Consider the following 22750-nt stretch of genomic DNA (forward strand, 5'->3'; position numbering starts at 1 on the left):
GCCCAAGATGCGCTGCGGTGCAGCATAAAAATCGGATTATCGACCGTCAAATGCACGAAATGCCGCAGCAGCGAGAGATCAATTGTGCAGGTCTACCGACCAGCGCAACAGCGGCGGCAAGGGCGTCCACCAACCCGTTCGAATGCCGGCTTCATGCAACATGGCGGCCGACCATGTGTTGCAACCGGCCAGCGCATTAAACCAGCCACTCGCCTCGAAAAACGCATCCGTCAGACCATAGGCGACCCCGGGGACCAGTTGGACCTTGCCGTCTTTCCTGGCAAAACTTGCCGTGATACCCGCGACAAGGCGCTGATACCCCGCTTCGGAAATGCGAAGACGTTTTACGCCGGCCAGATCGGCCGGAAAATCCCCGGTCACATCCACATGCATGACGGAACTGTCCAGCGTAAACGAGCGCAGCACCGGCATCGGCTTCAGATCGGCCCAGGTGGGCGTCTGAATATAAAACGACCGGCCGCCCCAGCCGAACACCAGATAGGCAGCCGCCGGATGATTGACCGCTATCCCGTCCTCCTGCAATTCGGCAAAGACCCGCCGCAGATCGTCATCGACCGGCAGGGCGATGTCCGTATGGATTGGATTAGACAACAGCAGGATTTCGCGATCTTTCGCACCGTTTGCATCATCGGCAAAAAAGGGGCGCGGCACGACGGTGCCGAGCACAAGAAGTGCTGCGATCAGCAGCACGCCGCCGCTAATCCATCTGAGGACAGTTCTCAACACTACGCCCCGTTAAAACAGGAAATAACGCTGCGTCATCGGCAGCACGGTTGCCGGTTCGCAGGTCAGCAACTCGCCATCCGCCCGCACCTCGTAAGTCTCGGGATCGACCTCGATATGCGGGGTGAGCGAATTGTGGATCATCGACGCCTTGGAAATGCCGCCGCGCACATTCTTCACCGGCAGCAGCTTCTTGGCGACGCCGAGGCGCTGGGCAAGGCCGGCATCCAGCGACGCCTGCGACACAAACGTGACCGAAGAATTGGTGCGCAGCTTGCCGTAAGCGGCAAACATCGGCCGGTAATGCATCGGCTGCGGGGTGGGAATGGAGGCGTTCGGATCACCCATCGGGGCTGCGGCGATCGAACCGCCTAACAGCACCATTTCCGGCTTCACGCCGAAAAAGGCCGGGTTCCACAACACCAGATCGGCACGCTTGCCGACTTCCACGGAGCCGATCTCGTGGCTGACACCCTGGGCGATGGCCGGGTTGATGGTATATTTGGCGATATAACGGCGCACCCGGAAATTGTCGTTTTCGCCGGTCTCTTCCTTCAGGCGGCCGCGCTGGCGTTTCATCTTGTCGGCGGTCTGCCAGGTACGGATCGCCACTTCGCCGACACGGCCCATGGCCTGGCTGTCGGAAGAAATGATCGAAAACGCGCCGATATCGTGGAGGATATCCTCCGCCGCAATGGTTTCCTTGCGGATACGGCTTTCGGCGAAGGCGATATCCTCAGGAATGGACGGCGACAGGTGGTGGCACACCATCAGCATATCAAGATGTTCGGCGAGCGTATTAACGGTATAGGGCCGCGTCGGATTGGTGGAAGACGGAATGACATTCGGGTTGCCGCAGACCTTGATGATATCAGGCGCATGCCCGCCGCCCGCCCCTTCGGTGTGGAAAGCATGGATGGTGCGGCCCCTGATGGCGGCGACCGTGTCTTCCACGAAACCGCTTTCATTCAGCGTATCGGTGTGGATCATCACCTGCACGTCATATTCGTCGGCGACCGTCAGGCAATTGTCGATGGCGGCGGGTGTGGTGCCCCAGTCCTCATGCAGCTTCAGCGAGGAGGCGCCGGCAAGGATCATTTCTTCGAGCGGCGCCGGCAGCGAGGCATTGCCCTTGCCGGCCAGTGCGAGGTTCATCGGAAAGGCATCGAAACTTTCGATCATGCGCTCGATGTGCCACGCGCCGGTGCAGGTGGTGGCGAGCGTGCCATGGGCGGGGCCGGAACCGCCGCCCAGCATGCAGGTCACGCCGCTCATCAGCGCTTCCTCGATCTGCTGCGGGCAGATGTAATGAATATGTGCATCCATGCCGCCGGCAGTGAGGATCTTGCCTTCTCCGGCAATCGCTTCCGTCGACGGGCCGACGATGATCGTCACACCCGGCTGCGTATCCGGATTGCCCGCCTTGCCGATAGCGTGGATGCGGCCGTTCTTCAGGCCCACATCAGCCTTGTAGATGCCGCTATGGTCGACGATGACGGCATTGGTGATGACGGTATCGACAGCCCCTTCGGCCCGTGTCGCCTGGCTCTGGCCCATGCCGTCGCGAATGACCTTGCCACCGCCGAATTTCACTTCCTCGCCATAGGTCGTGTGATCCTTTTCGATCTCGATGAAGAGTTCGGTATCGGCAAGACGCACCTTGTCGCCAACGGTCGGGCCGAACATGCCGGCATAGGCGGCGCGGGAAATCTTGTAGGGCATGGGCTCAGGCTCCTTGGGACGCGGAGAAAATCGATGTGGGAGAAATTCGTGTCAGCCGGCCCTCATTTGAGAGGGCTTCGACCAGTTGTTGTTCGGCGGCAAAGGGATGACCGCTCCAGCCCTGATGGCCGAAACCGGCAATCGCCACCTCGTCACCATCGCCGCTCACGCTCTCTAGAACATGGGCAATGGCAAAAAGGCCGGTGCTGGGGCAGACATAGGGTGCCGGCGCATAGGCCGCGAGCGCCGCATCGAGCCGCTCATGCACGTCGCGTGGAATGACGATATGGCTCTTGCCGGTTTCCGCGGCGATTGCCGCAAAACCGGGGGTATAATCGGCGCAGAAATCGGTCAGCTCCGGCCAGCGCGCGCGAATGCCCGGCTCCATCTCTGAAAACTTCGCGGGATCGCGCACCGACCATAGGGCGGAGGCCTGCCGCACGCCGTCGCTTTCGCGCCAGCCGCTGCCTTCCGTCATCTCCTGGCCCGGCCGCCCGGTGTTGCAGACGGCCACCACATCCGTGCGGCTGCCGCCGGCGCCGAGCGACCGGCAATCATTAAAGCGGATGACGATATCGGAAAGATCGATGAAACCAGCCACACCCGGCGGCAGCTCCCCGTTTCCGACAATCATGATCCGACGCCCCATGCCGTTCAGAAGCCTTCCGACAACTGGCGCAATTCATCGGCGCGCTTGCTGCTCATATCGGCGAGGCAGGAAGCGATCAGCATCGGCTCCATCGTGCCGCCACGCGCCTGAAAACCTGATAGCGCGCAATTGGCGTCGCGAAACGCCACCCATGCGCGCTGGGCCGTCACCAGAGCGTCGGTCGCACCCTTGCTGCTTGCGTCAGCGGTCTTGTCGCGCTCGGCAAGCTGCTTGCGAAGCTTCTGATAGGCGGCGTTCAGATCCTTGTCGGCCTTTTCATGGTCCTTGCCGGCGCAGATGGTCATATCCGCCTGCGTCTGCGGCGCCTTGCAATCGGGCGCGTCATCGGCAAGCGCCGGGCCTGCCGCGCTGCCCGTCAGAAACAGCAGCGCCGCGACGGCCAAACGGAAATTTTGCGGGTTCATCACCATCGCTCAGGCCGCCGCGCCATCAAAAGCCTGCGACTTCAGCGCCCTTGGATCGACACCGTCGAGACAATTGGCATTGACCGCCACCATCGGCGTACCGTCAGGCCCATCGGCATAGGCAAAGCTTTCAATGCCGCAGTTGGAGCAGAAAAAATGGTGGATCTTGTGTTTGTTGAACAGATACTCGCTCAGCTTGTCCTCGCCGGAAAGCAGGGTGAATTTCTCCCGCGGCGCAAAGGCGAGCGTGGAGCCGAGCCGCTTGCAGCGCGAACAATTGCAGATGACGGTATGGTCGAGATCGGCATCGACCTCGAAGCTGACGCTGCCGCACTGGCAGCTTCCATGATAATGCGCCGTCGCCATTTCATAACCTCCCCATGACCTGTTGACGGAAACCATAAACCTCACGCTTGCCGGAAAGCGGCACCAGCGTCACTTCCCGCTTCTGGCCGGGTTCGAAACGCACCGCCGTGCCGGCCGGAATATCGAGACGCATGCCGCGCGCCTTGTCGCGATCGAAGAGGAGACCCGCATTGGTCTCGAAGAAATGATAATGGCTGCCCACCTGCACCGGCCGGTCGCCCGAATTGGCCACCTCGATCGTCACCGTCGGCTGGCCGGCATTCAGTTCGATTGTGCCTTCTGCGGCAATGATTTCGCCTGGCTTCATGGTGCTCCCCTTGTTTCTGTCTCAGGCGGCGGTTGCGGCCACGCAGCCTTCGGCCTTCAGGACGCGCCGTGTCGACGCGGGATTGTTGACGAGTTTTTCCGCCGAGCGGACGGGTCTTCGCACCAGTTCGCCGCCGCAATTCGGGCAGGCGCCTTTGAGCACATTCGTCACACAGTCGGCGCAGAAGGTGCATTCGAACGAGCAGATCATCGCGTCGCGGCTGTCGGGCGCAAGATCACGGTCGCAACATTCGCAATTGGGCCTCAGTTCCAACGCCATACCACCCTCCTCACCGGATCGGTTCGTGAACGGTCACCAGCTTGGTGCCATCGGGAAAGGTCGCTTCCACCTGCACATCATGGATCATCTCGGCAATGCCATCCATCACCTGATCGCGGGAAATGACATGGGCGCCGGCTTCCATCAGATCGGAAACGGCGCGGCCGTCACGGGCGCCCTCGACCACGAAATCGGTAATCAGCGCAATCGCTTCGGGATAATTCAGCTTCACGCCGCGCTCCAGCCGACGACGCGCCACCATGGCGGCCATGGAAATCAAAAGCTTGTCTTTTTCTCTTGGGCTAAGGTTCATCGTCGTCCCGCAGCTTGGCACCTGCCCCGCAAAGCAGGTTTGCGGGAGATCAGATCCGACATTTGACAGACCCCGAAGGATGCCCGTCACGCGGCGATCCGAAGGGATTACAGATTCCAGACTTTCGGCACTGGCGCGCCGTTTCGCAAGAGCGAAATGATCGGAAAAAGCAATTTTCTCAAGGAGAAACCATCGGCGGCGGCCACGCGCACGACAAGCTTGCCCCGCCATTCGCTGGCACCGCCGCTTTCCCCGGCAATCGCCCGGATTTTAGGCAGAAGCGCCTCGGAAAGAGGCCCGATATAGAGAAGCGTCGCAAAGGCGACCTGCCCGGCCAGAACCGCCGCCTTCGCGGTCAGCTCCGCCACCTCGCCCTCAAGCAGAAGCTCTTCGGCATGCACCAGCCTGCCGCCATGGCGAATGCGCCAGCGGTCGCGAAAAAGGCCATGCGTCATCGCCTCGCCCATGGCCTGACGGCCGAGCAGCACGGCTTCGACGGCAATGAATTCGGAGGATTGGTCGAGATCGGCTTCCAGCCGGCGGGTGAGCGATGCCCGCTCGAAGAGGATGGTTTCCTGCGGCAGCCAATGCAGTTTCGCGCCCGGCCCGGCGGAAACGCGGGCGGTGACAGTGGCCGTACCTGATGATGCCTTGTAGACCTTTTCGCAGGCTTGGGTGGTCACGACAAGCGAAGTGCCGGCACCGGCCGTGGCCTGCCATTCGATCTCATCTCCGCCGGTCAACCCGCCGGAGGAATTGATGAGAATGGCTTCGGCTTCGTTCGAAAAAGTGTCCGGCAGGCGGATTTTCGCACAGCCTTCCTGGAACAACTCGTCCAGCCGGCTGCGCCCTTCAACCGCCTTGGTTACAATGCGTCCTCTGCCACGGGCGCGCTGCTGCCGGACAGGCTGTTGAGCGTCTTCACAACCGGAAGGGCCGATGGCTTGCTGTTGCTGCTGCACGCGGTCTCCGAAGCACTTGCGGAAGCGGATCCGGCCTTGGCGCCACAATCCTTCTTGACGACGGCGTCCACCACCATCTGCCCTTCCGTGTTGCGGAAGAAATCCCACATTCTTTCGGCCGCATCAACCGTGCGCGTCACTTCGCCTGTGGGCATCTTGCGCTCCACGGCGGGTTCGGCCTTCGGCGTCTGCGCGCCGCCCGGCTTGCGGGTGACGACGGCGCTCGCGGCCAGCACTTCCGCCTTCATGGTGGCGCGCGGCCAGGCATGGTCCCAGTTCTCGATGAGATAGGACTGAATACGCGCGCCAGCCTTGCAGACATCGTAGGAATTGACGGTGAAGCTCTCGCCCACCCTGCTTTTGGCCGCGCCCTTGCAGCCGTCCATCTCGGCCCAGCGCTTCAAGGCAGTCTCACCGCCATATTGCCAATAGGACTTGCCGCCGCCCTGATAGGGATTGGCAGGATCCTTCAGCCCGGCAAAGGCGATGATCGACATCGGCCGCGCAGGCGTGCAGCTTGCCGCATCCGGCCCCCATTTGCCTTCGGTCTCCAGCGGATAACCGGCGCGCAGCGAGGCGACGAAACCGGCAGCATTAAAATCCGCGTTGCCGCTGCAGATGAATTGCGACAGCATGCGCCCGCCGCCGGAATAACCGGAACCGTAAAAGCGCTCCTCATCCACGCAGAACCTGCCCTTCACCATGGTGATGGCATCGCGGATAAAACCGACTTCATCCAGCCCGCCCGGGCGCTTGGTGACACCGGGAACGTTCCAGGCATGGGTGCCGGGCAATTCGCCGTTCAGGCTGCCGGCCAGCGCCACCACCACAAGGCCGTCACGCTCGGCCAGCTTGTCCCAGCCGCTGCGGTTCAGCTGGCCATGCGGATTGCTGTTGGAGCCATGAAAGTCGAATATGACGGGCAGCGGCTTTTTCCCGTCATAGGCGGAGGGAACAAAATAGACGCCGTCGCGTTTCTCGCCATTGGAGAGAATGGAAAAATCATGCCGGCCCGGCTCCATGCCCGGGCCGATGCCCTGACCGCAGGTCGATGCCGACGCTGCGGCGCCTGCGCTTGCGCTGATCACCAGCCCGAGGAACAGGCTGCGTGCGGAACGAACCAACCGGGAAGCCCGGCCCACTGCAAAGTCTTGAATCATTGACACGCCTTTATTGGCACAGTGTCCCGACGATACGTCGAGCGTGCAGGAAATGTAAGGGATCAACTGTCGCGGCGTGCGAATAGACTTTTCCTGTGTCTCGCATGCAGCATTTGCGCTGCCAATATCACAGGCTTTTATTCAACGAAATGCTAAAATTGCGCATAAAAGCCATGCAGAGGCGCATAGGCTTTCAAAATATTAATCGGCCGTTTGCACGCCGTGATCGGCGTGCGGTACTTTTAGTCTCGATTTATACTGTCAGATGCCGCCGCGCCTCGGGCGTATCCAGCGTCTCAGCCAGCCCCTCATGCACGATTTCACCGCGGTCCATGATGTAGACGTAATCGGCAAGTTCGCGGCAGAAATCCAGATATTGCTCGACCAGCAGGATCGCCATGCCGGTGGAATCGCGCAGATATTTGATCGCCCGGCCGATATCCTTGATGATCGACGGCTGGATGCCCTCGGTCGGCTCATCGAGCACGAGGATCTTCGGCCGCGTTACCAGCGCCCGGCCGATGGCAAGCTGCTGCTGCTGTCCGCCGGAGAGATCGCCGCCGCGCCGTGACAGCATGGATTGCAGCACCGGAAACAGGCTGAAAATATCGTCCGGGATGAACCGTTCCCTGCGCGGCAGCGGCGCATAACCGCTCTCCAGATTCTCCTGAACGCTGAGCAGCGGAAAGATTTCCCGCCCCTGCGGCACATAGCCGACACCGCGCTTGGCCCGCTGATAGGGCGCCAGCCCGTCTAACGTCGCATCGCCGAAACGGATGGTGCCGGCACTGGTGGCCTGCTGGCCGGTGACGGCCCGCAGAAGAGAGCTTTTGCCGACGCCGTTGCGGCCGAGGACACAGGTGATCTTGCCCATCTCCGCCTTGAGCGACACACCGCGCAGGGCTTGCGCCGCGCCGTAGTGGAGGTTGATGTTTTCGACTGTCAGCATGGTGCTACCTTGTCTGAAAAAAGCGTAGTGGGAGAGCGGGGCATGGATCCTCGGGTCAAGCCCGAGGATGACGTAGGGGCAAGCGGAACGCACAGCAGCGCTGTCAAATACCGATTTCGGCGCGCAATTTCGCCGTGCTGACGGGTCACGACAGAGCGAAAATTTTTTGTAATATTCCCGGAGTAACCTCCAGGCATTACCCCCACCCAGCCGTCATCCTCAGGCTTGACCCGAGGATCCACTCCCAGGAACACACCGTGGCCGGCTTCGTCTATATCGTCGCGAGCGGCAGACACGGAACGCTTTATATCGGCGTGACGTCGAACCTTGAGCAGCGAGTTTACGAGCACCGCGAAGGACTGACCAAAGGTTTTACCAGCCTTTATGGGTGCACGAAGCTCGTCTGGTACGAAGAGCATATGAGCATCGGCACCGCGATCCAGCGGGAAAAATCCTTGAAACGCTGGTATCGCGACTGGAAGATCAAGCTGATTGAGGATTTTAATCCGGAGTGGCGTGATCTTTACGAGGAATTTGGCTGAGTGGGTGGCGATGGATCCTCGGGTCAAGCCCGAGGATGACGGCAGCGGGTTTCTCAATGTTGGGGGTTGACCACCACTCCATGTTTCCCAGAGCGGTGAAGGACAGTGTGGTACCCCTATCGACCAGTCCTCCACCGTCATCCTCGGGCTTGACCCGAGGATCCACCGCGACAAACGCCCAAATGTCGTTGTGATACGCCGCACCATCACCGCCCCAGATAATTCTCGATCACCTTCGGATCGCTGGACACGAAATCGATCGACCCTTCCGCCAGCACCGAGCCTTCGGCAAGACACGTCACCTTCACCCCCAGTTCGCGGATGAAACCCATGTCATGCTCCACCACCACCACCGAACGGGTCTTGGCGATTTCCTTCAAAAGCACGGCGGTTTCGGCCGTTTCCGCATCCGTCATGCCCGCCACCGGCTCGTCCACCAGCAAGAGCTTCGGCTCCTGCGCCAAGAGCATGCCGATCTCCAGCCACTGTTTCTGGCCGTGTGAGAGGTTGGCGGCAAGATCGCCGCGACGGTGGCCAAGGCGCACGGTGGCGAGGATTTCCTCGATGCGCGCCTTGTCTTCCTCGCTCAGCCGGTAAAACAGCGTCGCGAAAACGCCGCGCTTGCGGTTCAGCGCCAGTTCCAGATTGTCCCAGACGGTATGGCTCTCGAACACCGTCGGCTTCTGGAATTTCCGCCCTATGCCGAGCTGGGCAATATCCGCCTCGTCCTTTTTCGTGAGGTCGATGCTGTCTTCAAACAGCACCGTGCCCGCATCCGGCCTTGTCTTGCCGGTGATGATGTCCATCATCGTCGTCTTGCCCGCCCCATTCGGGCCGATGATGGCGCGCAGTTCGCCCGGCTCCACCACGAAGGAGAGGGAATTCAGCGCCTTGAAGCCATCGAAAGACACCGAGACGCCATCGAGATAAAGCAGGCTCTTTGTTCTGTTTTCGGAAACCGTGTTCATATCCGCCTCACTCCGCCGCCTGTTGCGCCACTGTCGAGCCGCTGTCATTGCCCGGCTGTGCCCCACCTGCCGCAAGCGCGACCCGCTTTTCACGCCGCCCTGCCAGATAATGCTGCAGGGTGCCGACGATGCCCTTGGGGAAGAACAGCGTCACCGCAATGAAGAGCCCACCGAGCGCAAACAGCCAGAATTCCGGAAAAGCGCCGGTGAAGTAGCTCTTGCCGCCATTGACCAGCAGCGCGCCGATAATCGGCCCGATCAGCGTGCCGCGCCCTCCCACCGCCGTCCACACCACCACTTCAATGGAGTTGGCGGGCGAAAATTCGCCGGGATTGATAATGCCCACCTGCGGCACGAACAGCGCACCGGCAATACCCGCCATCATGGCAGACACGACGAAGGTGAAGAGCTTGATGTTTTCCACCCGGAAACCGAGGAAACGCACCCGGCTTTCGGCATCGCGCACGCCCACCAGCACCTTGCCGAATTTGGAATTGACGATGCGCGACGCAATCAGCAACGAAAGCGCCAGGATCACGGCCGTCACGGCAAACAGCACGGCGCGCGTGCCATCCGCCTGCACGGAAAAGCCAAGGATATCCTTGAAATCGGTGAGGCCATTATTGCCACCGAAACCCATATCGTTGCGGAAGAAGGCAAGCAGCAGGGCGTAGGTCATAGCCTGGGTGATGATCGACAGATAAACGCCGTTGACGCGCGAGCGAAAGGCGAACCAGCCGAACACGAAGGCGAGCAGCCCCGGAACGACAAGCACCATAAGTGCCGCAAACCAGAACATGTCGAAGCCCTGCCAGAACCACGGCAGTTCCTTCCAGTTGAGGAACACCATGAAATCAGGCAGCACCGGATGGCCATAGACCCCGCGCGTGCCGATCTGCCGCATCAGATACATGCCCATGGCATAACCGCCGAGTGCGAAGAAAGCCGCGTGGCCGAGCGAGAGAATGCCGCAATACCCCCAGACGAGATCGAGCGCCAGCGCCAAGAGCGCATAGGCCAGATATTTGCCGAGCATCGACATGATGTAGGTCGGGATGCGAAACGCGCTACCCTCAGGCAATAGCAGATTGGAGGCGGGCACCAGCACGGCGATGGCCAGAATGATGCCGATGGCGATGGAAATGCGGCGATCGAGCGCGCGCAGGAGGAAGCCGGTAATCATGCTTCGATCGCCCTTCCCTTGAGTGCGAAGAGACCGCGCGGCCGCTTCTGGATGAACAGGATGATGAGAACGAGCACGAGGATCTTGCCGAGCACGGCGCCCACCGTCGGCTCGAGAAACTTGTTGAGCACGCCGAGCGACAGCGCGCCGACCAGCGTTCCCCAGAGATTGCCGACACCGCCGAACACCACCACCATGAAACTGTCGATGATGTAGCTCTGGCCGAGATTGGGCGAGACATTGTCGATCTGCGAGAGCGCCACACCGGCAAGACCGGCAACGCCGGAACCGAGCGCGAAGGTGAAGGCATCCACCCAGGGGGTGCGGATGCCCATGGAAGAGGCCATGCGGCGGTTCTGGGTGACGGCGCGCATCTGCAGGCCGAAAGCGGAGCGCTTCAGGAGAACCAGCAGCGCGAAAAACACCGAAAGCGAAAAGCAGACGATCCACACCCGGTTCCAGGTGAAATTGAGATAACCGACGCTGAAGGAGCCGGACATCCAGCTCGGGCTGCCGACTTCCCGGTTGGTGGGGCCGAAGATGGAGCGCACGCCCTGTTGCAGGATGAGCGAGATGCCCCAGGTGGCAAGCAGCGTTTCCAAAGGCCGCCCGTAGAGGAAACGGATGATACCGCGCTCCATGACCAGTCCGACGCAGGCCGTGACCAGAAAGGCGGCGGGCAAGGCGATGGCGAGCGACCAGCCGAACAGGCCGGGGAAATTGGAGCGGATCACCTCCTGCACCATGAAGGTGGAGTAAGCGCCGATCATCACCATCTCGCCATGCGCCATGTTGATGATGCCCATCACGCCAAAGGTGATGGCAAGGCCGATGGCGGCGAGCAAAAGCACGGAACCGAGCGACAGGCCGTACCAGACATTCTGCGCGTAATCCCAGAAGGCAAGGGAGCTTTCGATACTCGATATGGCGCTGTCGATATCCGGTTTCAGGCTCTGATCCACGGAAGGCGACGCCGCCATGAGAATGCCGATGGCATCGCGGCCGCCCAGGTTCTTGATGGTGGCGATCGCTTGCCTCTTGGCCTCCAGCGGACGGTCGGAGGAGAGCAGCGAGACAGCCCGCGCCTCCTCCATCCGGGTCCTCACCTCTTGATCGGTTTCCCTTGATATGGCCGCTTCCAGCAATTCGAGATTTTCAGCGCTCGGCGCTTTCAGAACGGCATCGGCGGCGGAAAGCCGCACGGATTTTTCCGGGCTGAGCAGGGTCAGCCCGCCGAGGGCTGCGCGGATGATGCGGCGCAGATTATTGTTGACCTTGATCTTGGTAACGGCCGCCTTCGGCGCTTCGCCGGCGCTTTCGCCGGTCAGCGGATCTATCAAGGTAAAGTTGGAGCCTGCCGGCTTCGTCATGAACACCAGATTGTCGGCCTTGCGCACGTAAAGATCGCCTGACGCAAAAGCCTCTAGCGCCGGAACGACGCGCGCATCGCCGGTCGCGGCGATCTGGCCGATCAGCGTTTCGGCTTGTTTGAAGTCAGCCGTGCCGAGCTGGTCGATCAGCGCCTTCGGATCGCTTTGCGCGAAGGATTGGGCGGCGATCCCCATGGTGAGCCAGAGGAAGATGGCTCCGAGAAAAGATCGGATCGTCATGTCGGGGTCCTTGGGCGTTTTACGGCGGGGCGTTTGTGGGTAATGCCACTTGAGTATGCCGCTCACCCCCCTCTGCCCTGCCGGGCATCTCCCCCACAAGGGGGGAGATCGATCCGTTGCTAGGTCTCGCCCTTCTCGTCGGTCGAGATTGCACGGCGTCGGCGCATCTTGCCGATCTCCCCACCTGTGGGGGAGATGCCCGGCAGGGCAGAGGGGGGCATGCTTGTTCAGTTTCTAATGAGAGAAACCCAAATAAGTCCGCCCCTCCCGCGAGGGGCGGTGCTAAGCCAATCAGCTACCCTTGCCGCCGCACTTGCCACTGGCCACATTGAAGTTGCCGCAAGACATCGGCTTCCGCCAGTCCGAAATCAGGTCCTTCGAATCCGGCAGATAATCCGACCATTCATCCCCCACCACCTGCGGTGTCTGCTGTACGATCTCAAACTGCCCATCGGCCTGGATTTCCCCGATCAGCACCGGCTTGGTGATGTGGTGGTTCGGCATGACGGTGGAATAACCGCCCGAAAGGTTCGGCACCGAAACGCCGATGATCGAGTCGAGAACCTTATCCGTATCTGTAGTGCCGGCGGATTCCACGGCCTTCACCCAGGCATTGAAGCCGATATAGGCGGCTTCCATCGGGTCGTTGGTCACGCGCTTGTCGTTCTTGGTAAAGGCGTGCCAGGTCTTGATGAACTCGGCATTGACCGGCGCATCGACGGACTGGAAGTAGTTCCAGGCGGCAAGGTGGCCGACCAGCGGTGCGGTATCGAGACCGGCCAGTTCCTCTTCACCCACCGAGAAGGCGACGACCGGGATATCCTCGGCCTTGATGCCCTGGTTCGCCAGTTCCTTGTAGAAAGGCACGTTCGCGTCGCCGTTGATGGTGGAGACCACGGCGGTCTTCTTGCCGGCCGAGCCGAATTTCTTGATGTCGGACACGATCGTCTGCCAGTCGGAATGGCCGAACGGCGTATAGTTGATCATGATGTCCTCTTCCTTGACGCCCTTCGACATCAGGTAGGCCTTCAGGATCTTGTTGGTGGTCTGCGGATAGACATAGTCCGTGCCGGCCAGAACCCAGCGCTCCACACCTTCGGTGCTGGCGAGATAATCGACGGCCGGAATGGCCTGCTGGTTCGGAGCCGCGCCGGTATAGAAGATGTTGCGCGAGGATTCTTCGCCCTCGTACTGAACCGGGTAGAACAGGATCGAATTCAGCTCTTCGAAGACCGGCAGCACCGACTTGCGCGAGGAAGACGTCCAGCAGCCGAACACGGCGGCGACCTTGTCCTGCGAAATCAGCTGGCGGGCCTTTTCAGCAAATAGCGGCCAGTCGGAGGCCGGATCGACCACCACGGCTTCGAGTTTCTTGCCGAGAACGCCGCCCTTTTTGTTCTGCTCGTCGATGAGCATCAGCATGGCGTCCTTCAGTGTCGTTTCTGAAATCGCCATGGTGCCGGACAGCGAATGCAGCACACCGACCTTGATCGTGTCGTCTGCGGCAAAGGCGCCGTGGAAGGCGGTGGTGGACAGGATCGCGCCAAGCAGCGCGGCACTAAGCGTCTTGCGGAACATCATCGGAAGAACCCCTCTCCTTGTTGGCCTCTCGTCGAGGCTCAGCGGCATCAGCGGCCGCTGCTGGGAGGGACTATCGATCTCGCGGAGACGAAACCGTATACGTCAATTGACGTAGGCGGGGTGGCGAAAGCTGCAATCGGGTGTCTGGCAGTGCGAAGCTGCGCGAGGCCACGATTTGGAGCGGAACCGCCTACACATTCGACGTCATCCTCGCCCTTGAGGCGAGGATCCATGGCCGCCCGGAGTGTTGGATCCTCGGGTCAAGCCCGAGGATGACGTGGAGCGAGAGGGAGCGTTGGAGCGAGTGACGGCGTTGGAACCGGACGGGCCGGTGGACTCACGCTCCCCGAAAACGCGGCGAAGAGAGGTCACGAATGCGGCTTGCCGTCCCGATCTTCGTCGCGGATCGCATCGTCATGATACCAGGAGCCGAAATCCACATGCGGCTCCCGCGCCTCACGTTCAAGCTTGCTCAGCCCGCTGTCGCGGAACTTGGAAACGCCCGCGCGCCCGCCGACCGGGAATTGATAGATCGTTGCCGTCTCGCGATGAAAGCCAGTTGCCATATCGGTCATCTCACTCTGTTTGCATCGAAGCACTTGTCTCTGGAACAAACCAGCAAAGGCCGGATTCGCTCCGTTTGATTAAAAAAAAATCACGTTGCGAAAAATATAGGCATTAATCGTCTCATCTACAAGAAAAACCATTCCGAAAGCGCCGGTTTTTGGGGCAAATGCCGATCCCTCGCGCGCAATCGAAATCATTGCACCGCAGCAGGGCATTTCCCCGGAAGACGCCGGCTATCTATCAGGATTCAATGATGAAACATGAGGGGTGAATTTGCCTGCCGCAGCGCAGCAGAACCAGCCGCAAGCGATATCCAGGCTCCTGCGCGACAGGGGGCCTGAAAGATTTTTCGAAAAAATCGTCGGATATCGCCAATCTGGCACGCGGCATGCATCTAAGGGGTCAGCCCTTGAACGCGAATGCGCTTCGGTGGCCAAAGCCACGGGAGGCCTCAAGGCTTCGCATTGTTACCTATGAGAGGTTCGTAATGACTAAGTTCAAACTCGAGTACATCTGGCTGGACGGATACAAGCCGGTCCCCAACCTGCGCGGCAAGACCCAGATCAAGGAATTCGACGAATTCCCGACACTCGAGCAGCTGCCCCTCTGGGGCTTTGATGGCTCCTCCACGCAGCAGGCCGAAGGCCACTCGTCGGATTGCGTGCTGAAGCCCGTCGCGATCTATCCTGATCCGGCCCGCTCCAACGGTGCACTGGTCATGTGCGAAGTCATGATGCCCGATGGCGTCACCCCGCATGCTTCGAACAGCCGCGCGACCATCCTCGACGACGAAGATGCATGGTTCGGCTTCGAACAGGAATATTTCTTCTACCAGGACGGCCGCCCGCTCGGCTTCCCGGAACAGGGTTACCCGGCTCCGCAGGGTCCTTATTACACCGGCGTCGGCTTCAAGAATGTCGGTTCGGTTGCCCGCGAAATCGTTGAAGAGCACCTCGACCTCTGCCTCGAAGCCGGCATCAACCACGAAGGCATCAATGCCGAAGTGGCCAAGGGCCAGTGGGAATTCCAGGTATTCGGCAAGGGCTCCAAGCGCGCCGCCGACCAGATCTGGATCGCCCGTTACCTGCTGCTGCGTCTTTGCGAACAGTACGGCATCGACGTTGAATTCCATTGCAAGCCGCTCGGCGACACCGACTGGAACGGCTCGGGCATGCACTGCAACTTCTCCACCAAGTTCATGCGCGAAGTTGGCGGCAAGGACTATTTCGAAGCCCTCATGGCCGCTTTCGCCAAGAACTGGAAAGAGCACATCGACGTTTACGGTCCGGACAACCACCTGCGCCTGACCGGCAAGCACGAAACCGCTCCGTGGAACAAGTTCTCCTACGGCGTTGCCGACCGTGGCGCCTCGATCCGCGTTCCGCATTCCTTCGTCAACAACGGTTACAAGGGTTACCTCGAAGACCGTCGTCCGAACTCGCAGGGCTGCCCTTACCAGATCGCTTCCGTCGTTCTGAAGACGATCGCAGAAGTGCCGCTCGCAAAGTCGGCTGCTGCCTGATTGATAAAGACATGGCGTCGCCCGAAGCCGGGCGACGCCATTTTTGTGTCCACCGAACGGCCGGAGGCCGGGGCGACCTTTCGCCAGCCGCCGCACGCGGCATAATCTTCCGGCGCGCCAACGGAGTGCGCGGCTTTCAACAACGGCATCGCATATTCGGCAAACAGCTGCATGTTTCCGCGCCGATGCCCTGAAGCAAGAAGGTGAGCGATGGGCATTCTCGACAAATTTTCTCTGAAAAATCGCACGGCCATCATCACCGGCAGCGGCCGCGGCCTCGGTTTTGAAATTGCCGGCGCCTTTACCGAAGCCGGCGCCCATGTGTGGCTGACCGGCCGCAATGCCGAAACGCTGGAACAGGCGGTGGACACCTTGCGCAAGGCCGGCGGCAAGGCCGATTACGCCGCCTTCGATATTGCCGATACGGCCGCGGGAAGCGCCCTTGTCCGCCGTATCATGGATGAATTCGGCCATCTCGATATTCTCGTCAACAATGTCGGCGCGCGCGACCGTCGCCCGCTTGCCGAATTCAGCGACGATGACGTGCTGGAGCTGATCCGCACCGATCTCACCTCCTCCGTCTCGCTGTCGCGGGATGCGGCAGAGGCGATGAACACCAACGGTTACGGCCGCATCATCACCATCACTTCCATTCTCGGCCACATCGTCCGGCCGGGCGATGCGATCTATCCCGTCGCCAAACAGGGGCTGACCGGGCTGATGCGCGCAATCGCTGTGGAATATGGCGCACGCGGCATCACCAGCAACGCCATTGCGCCGGGCATGTTCGCCACCGAAACCAATGCCGCCCTTTCCGAAAATCCTGAGATGGTGGCCTTCGCCAAGCTGCGCGTGCCGCTGGAGCGCTGGGGCCGGCCGGACGAGATTGCCGGTGCGGCGCTGTTTCTGGCGAGCGACGCGGCCTCCTTCGTCAACGGCCATGTGCTGACGGTGGATGGCGGCATGTCGGTGCGGCTGTGAGAAGCCCCCTCCGGAAAGGCGCTCGATAGGCATGGCCGCACGGCAACGCATTATCCCCGTCAGGCGCGAATATAACCGCTGGGTCGCCAACCAGACGCTGGAAGATTATGCGCTGCGCTTCACCGCCAAGAGCGCCCGGCAATTTTCCTCCAACCGCATTTCCCACACCGCCATCGGCGCGATCTCCTTTCTGGCGCTGGAAGCCATCGGCGGCGCCATCACGCTCTCCTACGGCACCACCAATGCCTTTTACGCCATCCTCGTCGCCGCCATCGCCATGCTCGCCGTCGGCCTGCCGATCAGCCGCTACGCCATCCGCCACGGCGTCGATATCGATCTTCTGACACGCGGCGCGAGCTTCGGTTATATCGGCTCCACCATCACGTCGCTGATCTATGCCGCCTTCACCTTCATGCTCTTCGCCATCGAGGCGTCGATCATGTCCGGCGCGCTGGAACTGGCGCTCGGCATTCCCTTGTGGATCGGCTACATCATCTCGGCCGTCATGGTCATTCCGCTCGTCACCCATGGCGTGCGCCTCATCAGCCGTTTCCAGATCGTCACCCAGCCCTTCTGGATCGTGCTGAACATTTTACCCTTTGTCTTCATCGCCCTGATGGACTGGGAAAAATACGATCTCTGGCGGGCCTTTGCCGGTATTCACCACGCTTCCGGCCCACCGGGAACCGTCGCCGATTTCAACCTCGTGGAATTCGGCGCGGCCTCGGCCGTCATTCTGGCGCTGATGTCGCAGATCGGCGAACAGGTGGATTTCCTGCGCTTCCTGCCGGCCGAAGGCCAGAGCCGCCTGCGACACCGCATCGCCGTCTTTCTGGCCGGCGCCGGCTGGGTGGTCGTCGGCGTACCGAAGCTGCTCGCCGGCTCCTTCCTCGTAGTCTTGACCTTCAGTTCCGGCGTCTCGGTGGATCGCGCCGCCGATCCGGCGCAGATGTATCTCACCGCCTTCGGTTACATGATCCCCAACGAGACCGCCGCCATGCTGCTCATGGTCGCCTTCGTGGTCGTCTCGCAGCTAAAGATCAACGTCATGAATGCCTATGCGGGTTCGCTCGCCTGGTCGAACTTCTTCTCGCGACTTACCCACAGCCACCCCGGCCGCGTCGTCTGGCTGGTCTTCAACGTGGCGATCGCGCTGCTTCTGATGGAACTCGGCATCTACCGCCTGCTGGAAGAAACGCTCGGCATCTTCTCCATCATCGCCATGGCGTGGCTGTGCACCATTTCCGCCGATCTCTTCATCAACAAGCCGCTCGGCCTTGCCCCATCAGGCATCGAATTCAAGCGCGCCCATCTCTACGACATCAACCCCGTCGGCGTCGGCTCCATGGCGCTTTCGGCCACCATTGCGTTGATGGCGCATTTCGGCGCCTTCGGCCCGCTTGCCGCCTCGCTCGCGCCCTATCTGACGCTCGTCGTCGCCTTCATCGCCTCGCCGCTGATTGCCTGGGGCACGAAGGGCAAATTTTATCTCGCCCGCAAGCCGCGCCAGAAGTGGCGTGAAGAAAGCAGCATCACCTGCTCGATCTGCGAACACCCTTTCGAGCCGGAAGACATGGCCTGGTGCCCGGCCTATGCCGCACCGATCTGTTCGCTCTGCTGCTCACTGGACAGCCGCTGCCATGACATGTGCAAGCCGAAGGCCAAGCTCAACTATCAGGTCGCAACCGTCGCAAAAACCTTCCTGCCAAGGCAGCTGGTGGCGAAGCTCGCCACCCGGCTCGGGCGCTACGGCATGGCGGCGGCGATTGCCGTCACCGCCATCGGCGGCATATTGGCTATGATCGCCCATCAGGTCGGCACCGCCTCGCCGGAAACGGCCGATGTGGTGAACCGCACCATCCTCATCGTGTTTTTCGTCTTCGCCGTCATTGCCGGCATCGTCTGCTGGTTCCTCGTGCTTGCCCATGACAGCCGGGTGGTGGCGGAAGAGGAATCCTCCCGCCAGAACACGCTGCTCCTGAAGGAAATCGCCGCCCACAAAAAGACCGACGCCGCCCTTCAGGACGCCAAGGAAACGGCGGAAGCCGCCAACCGCGCCAAGAGCCGTTATGTCGTCGGCCTCAGCCATGAATTGCGCACGCCGCTCAACGCCGTCCTGGGTTATGCCCAGATCCTCGAACGCGACGATACCATTCCCCCTCCCCGGCAATCGGCGATCAAGGTCATCCGCCGCTCGGCCGATCACCTGTCGGGCCTGATCGACGGGCTTCTCGATATTTCCAAGATCGAGGCCGGCCGGCTGCAGGTCTATTCCAACGAGATCAACATACAGGATTTCCTCGACCAGATCGTCGACATGTTCCGCCCGCAGGCGCAGGCCAAGGGGCTGGAATTCCGCCACGACCGCTCCCGCGCCCTGCCGCAATATGTCCGCACCGATGAAAAGCGGCTGCGCCAGATCCTCGTCAACCTGCTCTCCAACGCCATCAAGTTCACCGATGAGGGCGCGGTCACCTTCGATGTCGGCTATCGCAGCCAGGTGGCGAGCTTCACCATTTCCGACACCGGCCGCGGCATTGCCGAAAAGGACCTCGCCCGCATCTACGAACCCTTCCAGCGCGGCGAGGCAGACAGCGTGCGCCCCATGCCGGGCCTCGGCCTCGGACTTACCATCACACGGCTTCTGACCAATACGCTCGGCGGCGAGATTTCCGTATCCAGCGAAAAGGATGAGGGGTCCACCTTCCGCGTCCGCCTGATGCTGTCAGCCGTGCACCGGCCAAGCACCGCGCCAGCGGCGGAAAAGACTATCCGCTCCTATTCCGGCCCGCGCCGCACCATCGTCGTGGTCGATGACAACGAGGATCATCGCGAGCTGATGCGGCAGGTGCTGGTGCCGCTCGATTTCGTGGTGCTGACGGCCCAGAGCGGGCCGGAATGCCTGACGCTCATCGAAGGCGTGAAACCCGATCTCTTCCTTATCGATATTTCCATGCCCGGCATGACCGGCTGGCAGCTTGTGAAGAAACTGCGAGAAGCCGGCCAGACCGCTCCGCTCATCATGCTCTCGGCCAATATCGGTGACGGCGCCATGGCCGGTGCGGGCGAGGATAACCACAACGACGCCATCGCCAAGCCGGTCGATATCCGCCACCTTTGCGACAGGCTTGCGGTGCATCTCGGCCTGAAATGGATTTACGATACTGATCTGCCCATGCCAGCCGCGCCGCAGCCCGCACCGCAGATCATCCATCCCGGCGCAATCCATATCCAGGATTTGCAGCGGCTCGGCGAAATCGGCTACATACGCGGCATCGAGGCGAAACTCGCCGATCTCGCCCGCAACACGGAAAACCTGCCCTTCACGCAGAAGCTCGGCACCTATGTGCAGGCCTTCGATCTGGCCGGTTACGCGCATTTTCTCAAGCGGTTCGAAAACGGTGACAGGGGAGACGGCAAGGCATGAGCGGTCAGGCAACATCGGCTCCGAGAGACATCGTATTGCTGGTGGATGACAGCCCGGAAGCGCTCGGTTTCCTCACCGATGCGCTGGAACAGTCAGGCTTTTCCGCCCTCATCGCCACCTCGGGACAGGCAGCCCTCAACATCGCCGAGCGCATCACGCCCGATATCATCCTGCTCGACGCCGTCATGCCTGTTATGGACGGTTTCGAAACCTGCCGACGCCTGAAGGCCAATGCGGCGGTGGCGCAGGTGCCGGTCATCTTCATGACCGGGCTGACGGAGACCGAACATGTGGTGCGGGCGCTGGAATCCGGCGGTGTCGATTATCTGACAAAGCCGATCAACATCGACGAGCTGCGCGCCCGCATCCGCGTGCATCTCTCCAATGCCCGCTCGGCCCAGAGCGCCCGTGTGGCGCTCGATGCCGCCGGCCGCCACCTGCTGGCCGTGCGCGCCAGCGGTGCGATCCACTGGTCCACCCCGCAGGCGACGCGACTGGTCAATGCCGCCACCGGCCGCGATGACGGCATGGAGACCGTCGTCACCCATATCGGCCGCTGGCTCGCAGAACGGACGGCAGCGGAAACCGGCCGCGATGCGCCGCTGACGATCACCGAGGCCGGACGGCCCGCCTTGCAACTGTCTTTCCTCGGCGCCATGGGTCCGGATGAATTCCTCTTCCGCCTCACCGCCGCCAATGAGAAATCCGGCGACCACCTGCTGCGCGAGCATTTTTCCCTCACCGCCCGGGAATCGGAAGTGCTGTTATGGATCGCCAAGGGCAAGTCCAACCGCGATATCGGCGATATTCTCGGCCTTTCCGCGAGAACCGTGAACAAGCATCTGGAACAGATCTATGTGAAGCTCGGCGTCGAAAACCGCGCTTCGGCGGCCGTGAAGGCAGCGCATATATTACATCAAGGGTGACGACAGCGCTGGGTGTGGTAAGGTTTGGCCAACATATATTTTCCGCTTGAGCGCAGCATCCGCTCATTGTTCGAGCGTCCGCCCCTTGTTTCTTCTCCCCGAGGGGGAGAAGTCCGCGGCAGCGGGATGAGGGGGCAAGCTCTCCGAAATCCGGCAAGTTTCCCCCTCATCCGACCCTTCGGGCCACCTTCTCCCCGGCGGGGAGAAGAAACACGCCGCGACCCCAAACCCAAAAATTACCGTCCGACCCACCTGAACCCAATACAGGATAGAAATCCCATGGACCGTTTCATCATCCTTTCCGGCTGCTCCGGCGGCGGCAAATCCACGCTTCTCGCCGAGCTTTCCCGACGCGGTTTCGCCACCGTGGAAGAGCCCGGCCGGCGCATCGTCATCGAAGAAAACCGCAATGGCGGCACGGCCCTGCCGTGGATCGACATCGAAGCCTTCGCCCGCCGCGCCATCGCCACGGCCCTCGAAGACCGGCGGAACGCCCCGCCGGAAGGCCCGGTCTTCTTCGATCGCGGCCTGATCGACGCCGCCTCGGCGCTTCGTCATATAAATGGCGATGCCTTCATCGAGACGCTGCGGGCTGCACACCGCTATAACCGTCTGGTCTTCCTCACCCCGCCATGGCCGGAAATCTACAGGGGCGACAGCGAGCGCAAGCATGGCTTCGATGCGGCGGTCGAGGAATATGAGCGCCTGGTCCGCGATTATGACGAGCTTGGCTACGATATTTTCGTGCTTCCGAAATCCGGGATAGAGGAGCGCGCGGATTTTATTCTGACGCGGATCGGCTGATACGCTCTGTGCAAAGAATGGGCTTCAGCGATTTTCGAGCAATTGCGAGACGGTGACAAACTCAAACCCGCGTTGACGCAGACCGTCGATGATCAAGGGCAAAGCCTGCCGGGACACTTCGCGGCTTCGATACATCACATGCATGATGATGATCGAGCCGTTTCTCGTTTGCTCAATGACGTGTTTTGCAAAGACGGCCGCGTCCTCGGCGACATCGGGAAACGATTCCGGCTCGACATCCCACATGATGGTTTTCCGGTCATGCCGGGAAAGATACCAGGGCAAGGTGAGCAGCTTCTTGCCATAGGGCGGGCGGAACATGATCTCACCTTCATAGCCAGCAGTCCGAATGGCCGCATCGGTGCGCTCGATCTCTTGCCCGATCCCCGCCGGCCCCATCAGCATCATGTTGGAATGCGTATAGCTATGGTTGCCGAGCTGATGTCCTTCGCTGACGATCATGCGCGCCTGCGGCAGATTCTCTTCGGTCTCCTGACCGGTCAAAAAGAAAGTCGCCTTTACCCCACGCTCCCTCAGGATCGCCAGGACATCGGGCGTGAAACGCACCGACGGCCCATCGTCGAAGGTCAGCGCCACCATCGGCCTCGCTGTCTCGACCCTTGCGATGATGCCGCCGAATAATTGCGTCGTGCGGGATTTGCTGAAGACATGCAGGCCGACGAGCACCGTGGCGAGCGCGGCGAGAACGAGGAATAGGGACACGGCTCGCTTAGTCGTCATTGCTATCCCTCATTGCGGTTCC

Annotated in this window: 24 protein-coding genes; 6 read left to right on the plus strand and 18 right to left on the minus strand. The window is 61.1% G+C overall.

Annotated elements, in window-relative coordinates; all coding sequences use genetic code 11:
• Positions 1-78 precede the first annotated feature (78 nt).
• From ACIQUH_RS23330 to urtE, 11 genes are all read right to left on the minus strand, one after another.
• On the minus strand, positions 79-747 hold the full coding sequence (locus tag ACIQUH_RS23330; protein WP_400819533.1) for a TIGR02117 family protein: 669 nt from the start codon (positions 745-747) through the stop codon (positions 79-81).
• A 9-nt stretch (positions 748-756) separates the two neighbouring features.
• The gene (gene ureC, locus ACIQUH_RS23335) at positions 757-2466 is read right to left on the minus strand and encodes an urease subunit alpha (RefSeq protein ID WP_400819535.1); all 1710 of its coding nucleotides are present in this window, start codon (positions 2464-2466) and stop codon (positions 757-759) included.
• A 4-nt stretch (positions 2467-2470) separates the two neighbouring features.
• Positions 2471-3115: a Urease operon accessory protein gene (locus ACIQUH_RS23340; protein ID WP_269340320.1), complete on the minus strand. Its 645-nt coding sequence runs from the start codon at positions 3113-3115 to the stop codon at positions 2471-2473.
• A 5-nt stretch (positions 3116-3120) separates the two neighbouring features.
• The gene (locus ACIQUH_RS23345; protein WP_400819538.1) at positions 3121-3540 is read right to left on the minus strand and encodes a lysozyme inhibitor LprI family protein; all 420 of its coding nucleotides are present in this window, start codon (positions 3538-3540) and stop codon (positions 3121-3123) included.
• A gap of 9 nt (positions 3541-3549) precedes the next feature.
• Positions 3550-3906, minus strand: coding sequence for a GFA family protein (locus ACIQUH_RS23350; protein ID WP_269340317.1), 357 nt, complete (start codon positions 3904-3906; stop codon positions 3550-3552).
• 1 nt (position 3907) lies between these two features.
• The gene (locus ACIQUH_RS23355; RefSeq protein WP_063948241.1) at positions 3908-4213 is read right to left on the minus strand and encodes an urease subunit beta; all 306 of its coding nucleotides are present in this window, start codon (positions 4211-4213) and stop codon (positions 3908-3910) included.
• Between the two features lie 21 nt (positions 4214-4234).
• Entirely contained in the window at positions 4235-4492 is a 258-nt protein-coding gene (locus ACIQUH_RS23360) for a DUF1272 domain-containing protein (protein WP_269340315.1), read from the minus strand.
• A gap of 10 nt (positions 4493-4502) precedes the next feature.
• Positions 4503-4805, minus strand: coding sequence for an urease subunit gamma (locus ACIQUH_RS23365; protein ID WP_063948239.1), 303 nt, complete (start codon positions 4803-4805; stop codon positions 4503-4505).
• A 107-nt stretch (positions 4806-4912) separates the two neighbouring features.
• Positions 4913-5767 carry an urease accessory protein UreD gene (locus tag ACIQUH_RS23370; protein WP_400819542.1) on the minus strand — a complete coding sequence of 285 codons (855 nt, stop codon included), beginning with the start codon at positions 5765-5767 and terminating at the stop codon, positions 4913-4915.
• Positions 5671-6927 (minus strand): alpha/beta hydrolase family esterase, encoded by a 1257-nt coding sequence (locus ACIQUH_RS23375; RefSeq protein WP_400819544.1) that lies wholly within the window; start codon positions 6925-6927, stop codon positions 5671-5673. Before ACIQUH_RS23375 ends, ACIQUH_RS23370 begins: the two co-directional genes overlap by 97 nt.
• Positions 6928-7180: 253 nt before the next feature.
• Positions 7181-7876 (minus strand): urea ABC transporter ATP-binding subunit UrtE, encoded by a 696-nt coding sequence (gene urtE, locus ACIQUH_RS23380; protein ID WP_400819547.1) that lies wholly within the window; start codon positions 7874-7876, stop codon positions 7181-7183.
• Positions 7877-8133: 257 nt separating this feature from the next.
• Between urtE and ACIQUH_RS23385 the strand changes: the two genes are divergently transcribed.
• Positions 8134-8418 carry a GIY-YIG nuclease family protein gene (locus ACIQUH_RS23385; protein WP_400819550.1) on the plus strand — a complete coding sequence of 95 codons (285 nt, stop codon included), beginning with the start codon at positions 8134-8136 and terminating at the stop codon, positions 8416-8418.
• Between the two features lie 206 nt (positions 8419-8624).
• On the opposite strand, the gene urtD is transcribed toward ACIQUH_RS23385, so the two are convergent.
• The 5 genes from urtD to ACIQUH_RS23410 form a co-directional block, all read right to left on the minus strand.
• Positions 8625-9386: an urea ABC transporter ATP-binding protein UrtD gene (gene urtD, locus ACIQUH_RS23390; RefSeq protein ID WP_400819553.1), complete on the minus strand. Its 762-nt coding sequence runs from the start codon at positions 9384-9386 to the stop codon at positions 8625-8627.
• A gap of 7 nt (positions 9387-9393) precedes the next feature.
• Positions 9394-10569, minus strand: a complete 1176-nt coding sequence (gene urtC, locus ACIQUH_RS23395; protein WP_400819555.1) for an urea ABC transporter permease subunit UrtC — start codon at positions 10567-10569, stop codon at positions 9394-9396.
• On the minus strand, positions 10566-12179 hold the full coding sequence (urtB, locus tag ACIQUH_RS23400; protein WP_400819557.1) for an urea ABC transporter permease subunit UrtB: 1614 nt from the start codon (positions 12177-12179) through the stop codon (positions 10566-10568). The genes urtC and urtB overlap by 4 nt, the downstream gene beginning before the upstream one ends.
• A gap of 291 nt (positions 12180-12470) precedes the next feature.
• Positions 12471-13760 (minus strand): urea ABC transporter substrate-binding protein, encoded by a 1290-nt coding sequence (urtA, locus tag ACIQUH_RS23405; protein ID WP_003510158.1) that lies wholly within the window; start codon positions 13758-13760, stop codon positions 12471-12473.
• Between the two features lie 368 nt (positions 13761-14128).
• Positions 14129-14335 (minus strand): DUF2735 domain-containing protein, encoded by a 207-nt coding sequence (locus tag ACIQUH_RS23410; protein ID WP_400819560.1) that lies wholly within the window; start codon positions 14333-14335, stop codon positions 14129-14131.
• A 479-nt stretch (positions 14336-14814) separates the two neighbouring features.
• Here ACIQUH_RS23410 and ACIQUH_RS23415 point away from each other — a divergent pair, with 479 nt between their 5' ends.
• On the plus strand, positions 14815-15849 hold the full coding sequence (locus ACIQUH_RS23415) for a glutamine synthetase beta-grasp domain-containing protein (RefSeq protein WP_003520621.1): 1035 nt from the start codon (positions 14815-14817) through the stop codon (positions 15847-15849).
• On the opposite strand, the gene ACIQUH_RS23420 is transcribed toward ACIQUH_RS23415, so the two are convergent.
• On the minus strand, positions 15780-16022 hold the full coding sequence (locus ACIQUH_RS23420; RefSeq protein ID WP_400819562.1) for a hypothetical protein: 243 nt from the start codon (positions 16020-16022) through the stop codon (positions 15780-15782). The genes ACIQUH_RS23415 and ACIQUH_RS23420 overlap by 70 nt on opposite strands.
• Before the next feature lie 37 nt (positions 16023-16059).
• On the opposite strand from ACIQUH_RS23420, the gene ACIQUH_RS23425 reads away from it, so the two are divergent.
• The 4 genes from ACIQUH_RS23425 to ACIQUH_RS23440 all read left to right on the plus strand — a co-directional run bounded on the left by ACIQUH_RS23425 (position 16060) and on the right by ACIQUH_RS23440 (position 21987).
• A complete protein-coding gene (locus ACIQUH_RS23425) occupies positions 16060-16830 on the plus strand; it encodes an SDR family oxidoreductase (protein WP_400819565.1) in 771 nt (256 codons plus the stop codon).
• A 31-nt stretch (positions 16831-16861) separates the two neighbouring features.
• On the plus strand, positions 16862-20257 hold the full coding sequence (locus ACIQUH_RS23430) for an ATP-binding protein (protein WP_400819567.1): 3396 nt from the start codon (positions 16862-16864) through the stop codon (positions 20255-20257).
• Positions 20254-21183, plus strand: a complete 930-nt coding sequence (locus tag ACIQUH_RS23435) for a response regulator (protein WP_400819570.1) — start codon at positions 20254-20256, stop codon at positions 21181-21183. The genes ACIQUH_RS23430 and ACIQUH_RS23435 overlap by 4 nt, the downstream gene beginning before the upstream one ends.
• A 279-nt stretch (positions 21184-21462) precedes the next feature.
• Positions 21463-21987: an AAA family ATPase gene (locus tag ACIQUH_RS23440; protein ID WP_400819572.1), complete on the plus strand. Its 525-nt coding sequence runs from the start codon at positions 21463-21465 to the stop codon at positions 21985-21987.
• 24 nt (positions 21988-22011) lie between these two features.
• On the opposite strand, the gene ACIQUH_RS23445 is transcribed toward ACIQUH_RS23440, so the two are convergent.
• Complete coding sequence (locus tag ACIQUH_RS23445) at positions 22012-22728, minus strand: polysaccharide deacetylase family protein (RefSeq protein WP_400819575.1); 717 nt, start codon at positions 22726-22728, stop codon at positions 22012-22014.
• Positions 22729-22750: the final 22 nt, after the last annotated feature.

Origin of the sequence: Agrobacterium sp. NPDC090283 (genome assembly GCF_044769685.1) — a bacterium.
Taxonomy (GTDB): Bacteria; Pseudomonadota; Alphaproteobacteria; order Rhizobiales; family Rhizobiaceae; genus Agrobacterium.

Bases quoted from the DNA above. Each gene is read 5' to 3' on its own strand.
- ureC (WP_400819535.1), bottom strand. From the start codon at position 2,466: ATGCCCTACAAGATTTCCCGCGCCGCCTATGCCGGCATGTTCGGCCCG.
- ACIQUH_RS23340 (WP_269340320.1), bottom strand. From the start codon at position 3,115: ATGGGGCGTCGGATCATGATTGTCGGAAACGGGGAGCTGCCGCCGGGT.
- ACIQUH_RS23345 (WP_400819538.1), bottom strand. From the start codon at position 3,540: ATGAACCCGCAAAATTTCCGTTTGGCCGTCGCGGCGCTGCTGTTTCTG.
- ACIQUH_RS23350 (WP_269340317.1), bottom strand. From the start codon at position 3,906: ATGGCGACGGCGCATTATCATGGAAGCTGCCAGTGCGGCAGCGTCAGC.
- ACIQUH_RS23355 (WP_063948241.1), bottom strand. From the start codon at position 4,213: ATGAAGCCAGGCGAAATCATTGCCGCAGAAGGCACAATCGAACTGAAT.
- ACIQUH_RS23360 (WP_269340315.1), bottom strand. From the start codon at position 4,492: ATGGCGTTGGAACTGAGGCCCAATTGCGAATGTTGCGACCGTGATCTT.
- ACIQUH_RS23365 (WP_063948239.1), bottom strand. From the start codon at position 4,805: ATGAACCTTAGCCCAAGAGAAAAAGACAAGCTTTTGATTTCCATGGCC.
- ACIQUH_RS23375 (WP_400819544.1), bottom strand. From the start codon at position 6,927: ATGATTCAAGACTTTGCAGTGGGCCGGGCTTCCCGGTTGGTTCGTTCC.
- urtE (WP_400819547.1), bottom strand. From the start codon at position 7,876: ATGCTGACAGTCGAAAACATCAACCTCCACTACGGCGCGGCGCAAGCC.
- urtD (WP_400819553.1), bottom strand. From the start codon at position 9,386: ATGAACACGGTTTCCGAAAACAGAACAAAGAGCCTGCTTTATCTCGAT.
- urtC (WP_400819555.1), bottom strand. From the start codon at position 10,569: ATGATTACCGGCTTCCTCCTGCGCGCGCTCGATCGCCGCATTTCCATC.
- urtB (WP_400819557.1), bottom strand. From the start codon at position 12,179: ATGACGATCCGATCTTTTCTCGGAGCCATCTTCCTCTGGCTCACCATG.
- urtA (WP_003510158.1), bottom strand. From the start codon at position 13,760: ATGATGTTCCGCAAGACGCTTAGTGCCGCGCTGCTTGGCGCGATCCTG.
- ACIQUH_RS23410 (WP_400819560.1), bottom strand. From the start codon at position 14,335: ATGACCGATATGGCAACTGGCTTTCATCGCGAGACGGCAACGATCTAT.
- ACIQUH_RS23415 (WP_003520621.1), top strand. From the start codon at position 14,815: ATGACTAAGTTCAAACTCGAGTACATCTGGCTGGACGGATACAAGCCG.
- ACIQUH_RS23420 (WP_400819562.1), bottom strand. From the start codon at position 16,022: ATGCAGCTGTTTGCCGAATATGCGATGCCGTTGTTGAAAGCCGCGCAC.
- ACIQUH_RS23425 (WP_400819565.1), top strand. From the start codon at position 16,060: ATGGGCATTCTCGACAAATTTTCTCTGAAAAATCGCACGGCCATCATC.
- ACIQUH_RS23430 (WP_400819567.1), top strand. From the start codon at position 16,862: ATGGCCGCACGGCAACGCATTATCCCCGTCAGGCGCGAATATAACCGC.
- ACIQUH_RS23435 (WP_400819570.1), top strand. From the start codon at position 20,254: ATGAGCGGTCAGGCAACATCGGCTCCGAGAGACATCGTATTGCTGGTG.
- ACIQUH_RS23440 (WP_400819572.1), top strand. From the start codon at position 21,463: ATGGACCGTTTCATCATCCTTTCCGGCTGCTCCGGCGGCGGCAAATCC.
- ACIQUH_RS23445 (WP_400819575.1), bottom strand. From the start codon at position 22,728: ATGACGACTAAGCGAGCCGTGTCCCTATTCCTCGTTCTCGCCGCGCTC.